The sequence below is a fragment of the Acinetobacter ursingii DSM 16037 = CIP 107286 genome (assembly GCF_000368825.1).
Taxonomy (GTDB): Bacteria; Pseudomonadota; Gammaproteobacteria; order Pseudomonadales; family Moraxellaceae; genus Acinetobacter; species Acinetobacter ursingii.
Genome location: NZ_KB849712.1, coordinates 1 through 8890, shown reverse-complemented (window position 1 = coordinate 8890; position 8890 = coordinate 1). Strand labels below are relative to the sequence as shown.

Sequence of the window (8890 nt, the reverse complement as noted above, 5' to 3'; positions counted from 1 at the left end):
TAAAACGAGGTTTACCTTGCATTAAAACGAGGTTTACCTTGCATTAAGCGAGTTGATAATATAACCTCGTCTTATTGACTTAAAAATATAAATTTTTCATATGAAAACCGAACTAATTGTCAAAGATAACGCTTTAATTAATGCTAGTTATAACCTTGATCTAGTAGAACAACGATTAATTCTTTTAGCTATCGTTGAAGCCAGGGAATCAGGTAAAGGGATAAATGCTAATGATCCATTAACAGTTCATGCTGAAAGTTATATCAATCAATTTGGTGTACATCGAAATACTGCTTATCAAGCCTTAAAAGATGCTTGCGATGACCTATTTGCAAGACAATTCAGTTATCAAAGTCTTAGTGAAAAAGGTAATGTTATTAATCACAAGTCAAGATGGGTAAGCGAGGTTGCTTATATTGATAATGAGGCTGTCGTTAGACTTATTTTTGCTCCTGCTATTGTGCCTTTAATAACTCGATTAGAAGAACAATTTACAAAGTATGAGATACAGCAAATAAGCAATTTAACGAGTGCTTATGCTGTTCGCTTATATGAAATATTGATTGCGTGGCGTAGTACCGGAAAAACGCCTCTTATAACTATCTACGATTTCAGACAAAAAATAGGTGTACTCGAGACTGAATACAAAAGGATGTACGATTTTAAGAAATATGTTTTAGACATTGCATTAAAGCAAGTAAATGAACATACCGATATTAATGTCAAAGTTGAACAACATAAAACCGGCAGATCCATTACGGGCTTTTCATTTAGCTTCAAACAGAAAAAGTCAGCAACAAATACAGCCAATGACATTAGTCAGGACAAAGAGCTAAAAATCAATTTGACTGATGCACAACGATATTTATTTGCTAGTAAATTATCAGAACTTCCTGAGATGGCTAAACTTTCACAAGGTAATGAAAGCTATGAACAGTTTGCTGCTCGGATTGTAACCATGCTACAAGAGCCAAATAAATTAAAAGAATTTATGCCATTACTTCGAAAAGTCGGCTTTCAATGAATGATGTCAATTGACATAGTAAAGTTAACAATCAACTATTAACACTATTTGAAAACTGGTTTACATAATGAAAAAACTGTCAGTTTCAGAACTAGCGAAATTATATGGATATTCAAGACAAGCTGTATATGCCCATATAAAGAAAGGAAATTTATCAAAAGGATCGGATGGATTAATTGACTTTTCAGAAGCCTTAAGAGTTTTTGGGGAACCACAAAAAAGCAATTCTAGTGTCAACCAAAGTCAATCAACTAGTAGGCATAACTTAACAGAAGTTGACTTGCTAAAACGTCAAGTTGACATGCTGGAAAAACAATTAAATCAGGCAATACAGAGAGAAAATCAATCATTAGAACGTGAATCGTTTTATCAAGAACAGATTGAGGCCATGCAGCGCTTACTGGAAGCTCCAAAAGCCAATATGACTACGTTTACCGATCATAAATCTGAACAGGATATAGCAACAGATTCTCGGCCACAGACTGAATCGAACTATGACGGATTGACTACTCCAGAGAACAAACGCATCCCTGTTCCAGAACATATTGAGCCTACACCTAAAAAGAGGGGCTTCCTGAGTCGTTTTTTCCTTCCTTACGGTTAACTAGGACTCCACTTTTTTGATGAGCCAATTTCAGTGCAAGCACATGAAATAATGACTCCTCAAAAAACCGGATGATGTTTATTAAAACTGAATAAAGTCGTGAAACATTGGTCAAAGAATAGGCGTGGAACGTGAAAAATCATAAAAAAAACCCACCTTGGGGAAGATGGGCTATCAACTAGAAACTACAGCATTGATTTCTAAGTGGAATTATAACGCATTTCGTATAACGTGTATTATGTTAATTTTAGAAAATCTAAAAAAGGGATAGTTAAAAACTATCCTTTTATCTTTTAAAAATTATCTTAATAATAATACTGGTTTTGTAGAGCTTGATAACAATTTGGTCGTCGTACTACCAATAAAAAACTGGCGTATTTTTGAGTGACCATATGCACCAATAACCATCATATCAATAGAGTTTTTCTCTTGGTAATCTAATATTGATTTCTCGACATCACCTTCGAGTACACTCTCAATGACATCAAAACCATTATTTGCAAGCAACTCTTTTGCCCAAGTGACTTGAGATGTCATATCACTATTTGGCTTACCAACATATACCAGATGAGCTGTCAGGTTTTTTAATAAAGGGCTATTGGCAATTTTGTCTACACAAATACGTGCAGTCTGACTTCCATCAAAAGCAATTAAAAAAGACTTAGGTGGACTAAATGGTGCAGACGTTATTAATACGGGTTTATGAAGGGCACGAACAACATTTTCAATATGGGTTCCAATTTTACTGGAATCATGCTCGGTTTCATTCCCATGCTTACCCATAACAAGAACTCTAATGTCGTCTTCCATTCCCATGATTGTTTCTAAAACACTGCCATGGCGTTGAAAACTTTGAGCATCAATAGAGAACTTCTCCAATAAATAGTTCTTTGCTTCCCGAAGAAGAATCTGGCCATGCTCTAGCTCGATTTTTCCCTTACGTTCTTCGAGTTCAACCAATTCTTTGAGCAAGGTTTCTCGACTTCCTAGACCAATTGCACCACTTAAATCTTGTGGTGCTTTTGCTTTTGGCTTATCAATGACATGCAATAGTTTAATAGGTGAATTAAGTTTATCGCTAAACCAAGCTGCATAATCACACACAGTATTTGTTACTAATGATCCATCAATACATGCAATAATTTTTGACATAACTAATCCCTCTTAGTGGCTATTTAAGCGATCTAAAGCATCTGGCTTATCATGGATACCAAACTTATCGACTAATGTTTTACTAGCTTCATTCATTCCAATAAGTTCGACTTCTGTTCCTTCACGTCTAAACTTAATGACCACTTTATCTACGGCAGCAACCGCAGAAACATCCCAGAAGTGTGCCTGACTGACATCAATCACCACTTTTGAAAGTGCCTCTTTGAAATCAAATGCAGAAGTAAATTTATCTGCTGAACTGAAGAACACTTGACCTGTTACCGTATAAGTACGTGTGCTTTCTGATTCATCAAATACAGATTGAATCGCCATATAGCGTTCAATTTTATTGGCAAAAAATAATGCAGAAAGAAGAACACCGACTAATACACCATAAGCCAGGTTATGTGTGGCAACAACTACGACGACTGTAACGATCATCACGATATTGCTAGAGAGAGGATATTGGCGGATATTGCGCAGAGAATCCCAGTTAAATGTTCCAATTGATACCATAATCATGACAGCAACCAGTGCAGCCATTGGAATGACTTTAAGCCAGTCACTGATAAACACCACCATAATCAACAGGAAGACCCCGGCACTAAATGTAGATAAACGGGTACCCCCACCAGATTTCACATTAATAATCGATTGACCAATCATGGCACAGCCTGCCATTCCGCCTAAGAAACCTGAAGCAATATTGGCAACGCCTTGTCCTTTACACTCACGGTTTTTATCACTATTGGTATCTGTTAAATCATCGACAATCGTTGCTGTCATCATAGATTCAAGCAAACCTACGGCTGCTAATCCCAGTGAATAAGGCAAAATAATCGTTAAGGTTTCAAGATTTAAAGGAATATCAGGAAGCAAGAAAATTGGAAGCGTATCCGGTAATTGCCCCATATCTCCGACGGTTCTTACATCTAAACCAATGAATAAGGCAAAGAGCGTAAGTAAGACAATACAGATGAGAGGAGAGGGTAAAAGCTTCCCTATCACTGGAATATAAGGGAATAGATAAATAATGGCTAAACCACCAATTGTCATCGCATAGACATGCCATGTCACATTAGTGAGTTCAGGTAATTGAGCCATAAAAATTAGAATAGCCAGGGCATTCACAAAGCCAATCACAACTGACTTGGATACAAACCGCATCAAGGCACCTAATTTTAGATAGCCGGCTAAGATTTGAATAAATCCTGTCAAAATTGTGGCTGCTAATAAGTATTGCAGACCATGCTCTTTAACCAGTGTTACCATTAATAACGCCATGGCACCGGTTGCCCCAGAAATCATACCAGGGCGACCACCTACGAAAGCAATCACCACGGCAATACAGAATGAAGCGTATAACCCGACTTTAGGATCGACACCTGCAATAATAGAGAAGGCAATTGCTTCAGGAATTAGAGCCAAAGCGACAACAATACCCGCAAGGACATCCCCGCGAATATTAGAGAACCATTGTTCTCGAATAGTGGATAACATGAAATAGCCTATTTTTTTAAATTTTAAGAAAGGCTAGTGATGTGATATATACGACACACAAGCTACTACACCACATCACTAGACAGTGATGAGTTATTTACTGATTTAAGAGGTAAATAAACTTATGGTGGCGTAAGTGTCATATTAAGAAAGATATCTATTTTGGAGGATTTCGGGGGCAATCATAGCAGCTAGCCCCTTTTCTATCCACCCTAAACGCAGTACTGAAGTAAAAGCTAAGAATTATCATAGATAATTTTAGAATTGATTTATGCCCATTTAACATAATGGCGGTTATACGAAAACCCCGGCAGAATGCCGGGGTTTTTATTATATAAATAACTGTTTTTATTAAATATTTTAGTATATTTAACAAATGAAGTTATTAGAGTCCGCAATCGTTTCCTTCAGTATCCGTTCTTACTATTAGTTTCCACTCTATTTTTCCAGCTAATGCAGTATGCTGATGATGATTCTGGGGAGGAAATGGATCATTTTTATTACTAGTTATTTCCTTCTTACAACCTTTACATTTATAAATACCTGAAACAGGTACTGTATCCCCAGCACTATAGGTATTAGCCCACCATTCTTTTGAACTATTTATTTGTACTATAAATTTTTCTGTATCTTTATTCACGATAGCCAATTTAAATCTCCAATTAAAATATAATTTAAATTAATTAATTCAATAACTTATGCCATTTTTCTTTCTTTACCATGTTTTTTTAAAAGTTCTTCTGCATCTTTTAATTGCTGCTCTAATTCCTGATTAGCTTTCATAAGTTCTCTATACATAATTTTCTTTTCAGCCTCGACAAAACGCTTTAATACTTCACGCATTAATGCTTGATACCCCATTTTTTGAGCCTTGCTGATATTTTTCAAATCATCTATAAGATCTTTCGGCAACCGAATTGAAATCATCTGCATATTATTAGATTTATTTAATAACTCATGGAAAGATGCTGGAACCGATGTAGATCTTGCAAATTGAGGATCTGATCCTAATTCTCTACTTTCCCACTGTGTAGCATCATCTAGTTCAAGATCTGCTATTTCAGGTGAATGTTGATCTATATTTTTCATACTCTATACCCATAAACAATTTGTTCGTGTTTTCTTCACGTCACTTTATATAAGCGTATTTAATGTATATCTGAACAAAACCCCATCGACCAAGATGGGGGATTAGTCAGATAACCCGAACACTCTGAACAATGATGAGTCTTCACTGCTCAGAATGTTCAAATTTGTCTAAGAATTAACTGTCTTCTGGAAAGAAGAGATTTAATTCATTTTGATTAGGTTCAAAAGCAGACTTAATAACAATCTTTTGAACATCTTCTAAATAAATAAAACAAACCTTTAACAACCGCCCTGAATCAGTTTCAGAGATGAACCACTTTGTTGGTGGGTTAGTCTTATTTTTTTCCCGAGAATCTTCTAAAAAGTTATTCTCAGTATAGTTAAGAAAGCACTGCGAAACTTCTGCAGGTACCACTGAATGCTTGTCTGCCAACTTACGTCGCACACGAGCAGAAATGATGAGAAAAGGGTCATTATCATCAACCATTATTCTACCCTCAATATGTTATAGTTTTATATATACAATTTGTATATACATCCATTGATTGAAATATCTACTATAACTAAGGATTAGTCAATGAAATAAAAGCAAAAAAATCAATTAATAGAGTAATAAATAACCCAACAACCCATTTTTTGTATATACAAATAGTATATACGTTCTTTTTTAATACATATCAATCTTTTTTTAATAAATTATCTTGTTTAACATCGAATCTCTTAGGGGAGATTACATACCAACTTTAACCACATTGTGGACAGGTTGGATTTTAGAGATAAGAAAAACTTCTAGGGCATTTGCTAAATAAGCCGTATCACGTTCAAAGCCTATTGTAATGATGGACCCAGCATCTTTCAGTCTTGGATCTATCGCAATATATTCAGTTTTATCTTCATTCCATCGGCAATATTTCATTACCCTGGCGCTTAAGCCATTACCACGATAACGGCCAGCACCTCTAGAAGTCCCAACACCGATATAAGTCACTAAATCCCCTTTGATAAACGCATATACACCTTGTTTATCGTAATTAGGAATTTTTCCAAAATTAAAATGTACTGGTGACCATTCAGGAGGCTTTCCTAATAGATCTACATTCCAGTGATGTTCAAAGAATAATTCTGTATTACGTATTAACTCATTAAGTGTTGAATCTTCCACTACTCATCTCTCAAAATTTATAGATTAAAAAGCTTTCGGTCACGCTCATCCGTTAAATACTTATCCATCTGAGCAATTAGTTTAGCTCTGGCTTGTTCATCATCTTCAGTGATTTTTAGCATGCAAGATCCGATCAAAATCTTACGTCTGGTATCATCCTTTCGAGCCTGTTCTTTCTCTTTGGCTCGTTCTCTTGCTAGTGCTGCCTGCCTTTGAGCTTTGAGCTGTTTCAGCTTTTCTTCCTGGGCTTTAATTTTGCTGTCTAGTGTTTCAGTAACGCTCATTAATCCAATACCATCATCCTGGGAAACCATCCCTAACATAAGCGCACTTGAATCTGCATTCAAGGTGCTATATGTATAGTAATGTTTTCCTCGAAGAGCGCACTTATGCAAACTTCGTTTGCAAGTCCGATTGGGGTCTCCCCAATACCCCGACAACCGTATTCACGGTTGTATTTCACTACGTGAAAATTTAAAAGCGAAAAACAGGCATGGCGATTTACCACTTTTCAGTCAAAACCGTAGCACGATCAGCAGGGCGTTCCGCCACTGCTGCGATTGCCTATCGGGCAGGTGAAAAGATCTATTGTAAACGTGAAGGCCGAGAACATGACTACAGCCGAAAAACCGGTGTGGAATACAAAGAAATTTATTTACCCGAAGGCGCACCACAGCATTTAAAAAACCGGGAAAAACTCTGGAACGAAGTTGAACAAAGGGAAACCCGAAAAAACTCGACAGTCGCCCGGGAATTTGAGATTGCCTTTCCAAGTGAGTTGAACCAGGAACAACGCCTGGCCATGCTCGAAGAACTATGCACCAGTATCGTGGACAGACACCAGGTGGCCGTCGATGCCTGTATTCATGCACCGCATACCGGATCCGGCAGTGATGAACGCAATTATCACGCCCATATCCTGATGAGCACACGTAAGCTCACTCCCGAAGGTTTTACCGAGAAAACCCGGGAGCTCGATCAGAAACACAGTGGAGAAATCGAGCACTGGCGCGAACACTTTGCCGATATCTGCAATATGCACCTGGATCTGGCCGGATCCACCGCCCGGGTCGACCACCGTAGCTACAAAGACCAGGAGAATGGCCTGGAAGCCACCCTGCACGAAGGACCGAAAGTCACCGAACTACGTAGAAGAGGCATCGAAACCGAAATCAGCCGAAGCAATGACGAAATCAAAGAAAGAAATCAGGCTCAGCTGCAATACGGCAAAAATATGGACCTGCTGATTGCTGAAAACGAGATAAAACTTAGTGCATTGAAAACAGAACAGCAGACTCAGATTGAAAATAGTGCTAAAACGCCACCAATTGATGAAAAAGCCCTGTTTGAGGAAAAACAGAGGGAAACCCTTGGCAAAGTGCTAAAACGCGAAATCAGCGCAAAAGACACGAATCTAGACCTGGATTTTATGCAGGATGTTTTTAAAAAGGCAGAAAACACCCTAGGCAAGATGCAAAAGCATAAAAACGAGTTTAGTCAGCAGCTCGCCCAAGACATCGTGAAAAGCGGACTCAAACAAAGTCATGACAAATTACAAAGCCTAGTGGATCAACACAATGAATTAACCCAGAACAAACCCTTACTGTTTGGAAAAAAAGCCTGGGAAGCACAACGTGATGCGATTTACCAAGAACACAAACAGCTAAAAGGCAGACATGAATACCAGAAAAAAAATGGTGTGAAGGATTTATTGGAAAATGACAAATTCAAAGAACATGCCTGGAAACAGTACCAAAAGCAGCATCCAGCCAAAGCCGAGCAATACCAAAACTTATATAAAAACTATCGGACCATCAAAACCTGTGTGGATGAGATCAAAGCAGAACAACAAATGAAACTTAGACAAGAACAACAGCTCAAAGCACAGCAACATGCACCAAAAATGAAATCTCGTGGCATGAGTCGCTAAACAGAGCGAGTGTCTACGAGCGAACTGAAAAAATTTGCCCATCCCTTTCCCTGATTACAAGCTCCCTATCCATCAATCACCTGCTTTACAGAGCATCCCGAATGGGTGCGAACTTTCCAAGTTTGATTCCTAAACCGAGCGAAGCGAGAAAAAAAAGCTCATGAGCGAAGCGAATTCCGAGTTGCTTTTGCTTTTTCTCAAAGTCACGAAAACATGAACCAAAAATTGCCCCGACGAATCGAGCGAAAGCGAGATTCAATAGAGTTTGAGCGAAGCGAAAACCAAGGGCAATTTTTCATGAAATATGCTTTTAATTATTTTTAAGCTTTTAAATGCTTTTAGATAGCCTGTAAACCTGAATTTATAAGGCTTTGAGAGATTATAAAACGAGGTTTACCTTGCATTAAAACGAGGTTTACCTTGCATTAA

Annotated in this window: 10 protein-coding genes; 3 read left to right on the top strand and 7 right to left on the bottom strand. The window is 37.7% G+C overall.

Going from position 1 to position 8890, the window contains the following annotated elements; translation table 11 throughout:
* Positions 1 to 100 precede the first annotated feature (100 nt).
* On the top strand, positions 101 to 1024 hold the full coding sequence (gene repM, locus F944_RS02600) for a replication initiation protein RepM (protein WP_004282204.1): 924 nt from the start codon (positions 101 to 103) through the stop codon (positions 1022 to 1024).
* Positions 1025 to 1091: 67 nt separating this feature from the next.
* On the top strand, positions 1092 to 1628 hold the full coding sequence (locus F944_RS02595; RefSeq protein ID WP_004986369.1) for a plasmid replication DNA-binding protein: 537 nt from the start codon (positions 1092 to 1094) through the stop codon (positions 1626 to 1628).
* Between the two features lie 300 nt (positions 1629 to 1928).
* On the opposite strand, the gene F944_RS02590 is transcribed toward F944_RS02595, so the two are convergent.
* From F944_RS02590 to F944_RS02560, 7 genes are all read right to left on the bottom strand, one after another.
* Complete coding sequence (locus F944_RS02590; protein WP_000034562.1) at positions 1929 to 2780, bottom strand: universal stress protein; 852 nt, start codon at positions 2778 to 2780, stop codon at positions 1929 to 1931.
* Between the two features lie 12 nt (positions 2781 to 2792).
* Positions 2793 to 4280, bottom strand: a complete 1488-nt coding sequence (locus tag F944_RS02585; RefSeq protein WP_000953324.1) for a SulP family inorganic anion transporter — start codon at positions 4278 to 4280, stop codon at positions 2793 to 2795.
* Positions 4281 to 4665: 385 nt separating this feature from the next.
* On the bottom strand, positions 4666 to 4920 hold the full coding sequence (locus tag F944_RS02580; protein ID WP_228156254.1) for a protein L: 255 nt from the start codon (positions 4918 to 4920) through the stop codon (positions 4666 to 4668).
* Between the two features lie 56 nt (positions 4921 to 4976).
* Positions 4977 to 5369, bottom strand: coding sequence for a CopG family antitoxin (locus tag F944_RS02575; RefSeq protein ID WP_004986364.1), 393 nt, complete (start codon positions 5367 to 5369; stop codon positions 4977 to 4979).
* A 175-nt stretch (positions 5370 to 5544) separates the two neighbouring features.
* Positions 5545 to 5856 carry a hypothetical protein gene (locus F944_RS02570; RefSeq protein WP_004986363.1) on the bottom strand — a complete coding sequence of 104 codons (312 nt, stop codon included), beginning with the start codon at positions 5854 to 5856 and terminating at the stop codon, positions 5545 to 5547.
* A gap of 243 nt (positions 5857 to 6099) precedes the next feature.
* A complete protein-coding gene (locus tag F944_RS02565) occupies positions 6100 to 6531 on the bottom strand; it encodes a hypothetical protein (protein ID WP_004986359.1) in 432 nt (143 codons plus the stop codon).
* Positions 6532 to 6548: 17 nt separating this feature from the next.
* Entirely contained in the window at positions 6549 to 6815 is a 267-nt protein-coding gene (locus tag F944_RS02560; protein ID WP_088749624.1) for a mobilization protein, read from the bottom strand.
* A gap of 209 nt (positions 6816 to 7024) precedes the next feature.
* Between F944_RS02560 and mobQ the strand changes: the two genes are divergently transcribed.
* Positions 7025 to 8461: a MobQ family relaxase gene (mobQ, locus tag F944_RS02555; RefSeq protein WP_004986350.1), complete on the top strand. Its 1437-nt coding sequence runs from the start codon at positions 7025 to 7027 to the stop codon at positions 8459 to 8461.
* Positions 8462 to 8890: the final 429 nt, after the last annotated feature.

Bases quoted from the DNA above. Each gene is read 5' to 3' on its own strand.
- repM (WP_004282204.1), top strand. From the start codon at position 101: ATGAAAACCGAACTAATTGTCAAAGATAACGCTTTAATTAATGCTAGT.
- F944_RS02575 (WP_004986364.1), bottom strand. From the start codon at position 5,369: ATGAAAAATATAGATCAACATTCACCTGAAATAGCAGATCTTGAACTA.
- F944_RS02595 (WP_004986369.1), top strand. From the start codon at position 1,092: ATGAAAAAACTGTCAGTTTCAGAACTAGCGAAATTATATGGATATTCA.
- F944_RS02590 (WP_000034562.1), bottom strand. From the start codon at position 2,780: ATGTCAAAAATTATTGCATGTATTGATGGATCATTAGTAACAAATACT.
- mobQ (WP_004986350.1), top strand. From the start codon at position 7,025: ATGGCGATTTACCACTTTTCAGTCAAAACCGTAGCACGATCAGCAGGG.
- F944_RS02585 (WP_000953324.1), bottom strand. From the start codon at position 4,280: ATGTTATCCACTATTCGAGAACAATGGTTCTCTAATATTCGCGGGGAT.
- F944_RS02560 (WP_088749624.1), bottom strand. From the start codon at position 6,815: ATGAGCGTTACTGAAACACTAGACAGCAAAATTAAAGCCCAGGAAGAA.
- F944_RS02570 (WP_004986363.1), bottom strand. From the start codon at position 5,856: ATGGTTGATGATAATGACCCTTTTCTCATCATTTCTGCTCGTGTGCGA.